Genomic DNA, 1309 nt, shown 5'->3' with positions numbered 1-1309 from the left:
TGTCCCGTCCTAAAATAAGTTGACAGAAAACCGACTTATTTATGAAAAAAGAAGAATCAAAGAGAGAAAAGCGAACGCAAAGAGATTACACAATGGCTTTTAAATTAAGTGTTATCTCTCAGGTTGAAAAAGGCGATTTAACTTACAAGCAGGCTCAGAAGCATTATGGGATTCAAGGAAGGAGTACCGTTTTGGTGTGGTTGCGGAGATTTGGTAACTTAGATTGGAGAAAACCAAAGATTCATATTATGTCTAATTCCAAAGAAACCCCAGCTCAAAGGATTAAACGTTTAGAGAAAGAACTTTCTGATGAAAAGCTAAAGAACAAAGTTCTCAATACTATGATTGATATCTCTGATAAACAGTATGGCACCCAGATCAGAAAAAAGTATTCCTCCCAACAATCTTCAGGCTCCACCAACAAGGATTAAGTATATCCAGGTTATGTAGATTGTTTGGGATCAGTCGTCAAGCTGTTTATAAGGCAAAACAAAGAATTTTAGCCCGGGAACAAGAACTTCTTAGGGTAAAGGAAATGGTTCAACAGATACGGATGGAGTTACCTAAACTGGGAACCAGAAAACTTTACTATCTTCTTAAAGAACGATTTGAAAATCAAAACCTAAAAATAGGTAGAGATGCATTGTTTAGTTATTTGAGAAGAGAGAATATGTTGATATATCCTGAAAAGAAATATATCAAAACAACTTTTTCAAAACATTGGCTTAGGAAACATCCTAATTTATTGAAGGAATTGGAAGTGAAGAAAGCAGAACAGGTTTTTGTAAGTGATATAACTTATCTTAAAACAAAAAAATCAACCTGCTATCTGTCTTTAGTAACTGATGCTTACAGTAGGAGGATTATGGGATATTATTTAGGGTTAAGCATGAATGCTCAAAGCGTTGCTAAAGCTTTGAAGATGGCTATAAAAAACCGGGTGAATAATGATGATCTTATCCATCACTCTGATCGTGGACTGCAATACTGTTCTGACTATTATCAAAAAATATTGTGTGAAAATAATATTAAGCCTTCTATGACTGATGGCTATGATTGTTATCAGAATGCCTTGGCCGAAAGGGTAAATGGTATTCTGAAACAGGAGTTCCTTTTCTATAGAACAAATAATATAAAGGATCTTAATCTGCTGGTTAAAGAAAGTATTTCTCTTTACAATGCAAGAAGACCACATCTCAGTCTTAAGATGAAAACACCAGATATGGTGCATAAAAAATCCGGAGAAAGAATAATTCCTCCGGATAGTAATATTGTTTAATTTAGTGTCAACCTATTTTAGGACGACTCA

General features: G+C 34.5%; 1 protein-coding gene. It reads left to right on the top strand.

Annotated features, from left to right (window positions below; translation table 11 throughout):
* The first annotated feature begins 41 nt into the window (after positions 1 to 41).
* A protein-coding gene (locus tag MP478_RS22470) for an IS3 family transposase (protein WP_373691740.1) occupies positions 42 to 1279 on the top strand; the annotation gives its coding sequence in 2 pieces (ribosomal slippage) (positions 42 to 408 and positions 408 to 1279; 1239 coding nt in all).
* The last annotated feature ends 30 nt before the right edge of the window (positions 1280 to 1309 follow it).

The organism is Chryseobacterium sp. WG14 (genome assembly GCF_024586945.1).
In the GTDB taxonomy this organism is placed as follows: domain Bacteria; phylum Bacteroidota; class Bacteroidia; order Flavobacteriales; family Weeksellaceae; genus Chryseobacterium.
The sequence above is the reverse complement of the archived record's forward strand: the minus strand, read 5'-3'. Positions and strand labels throughout refer to the sequence as shown.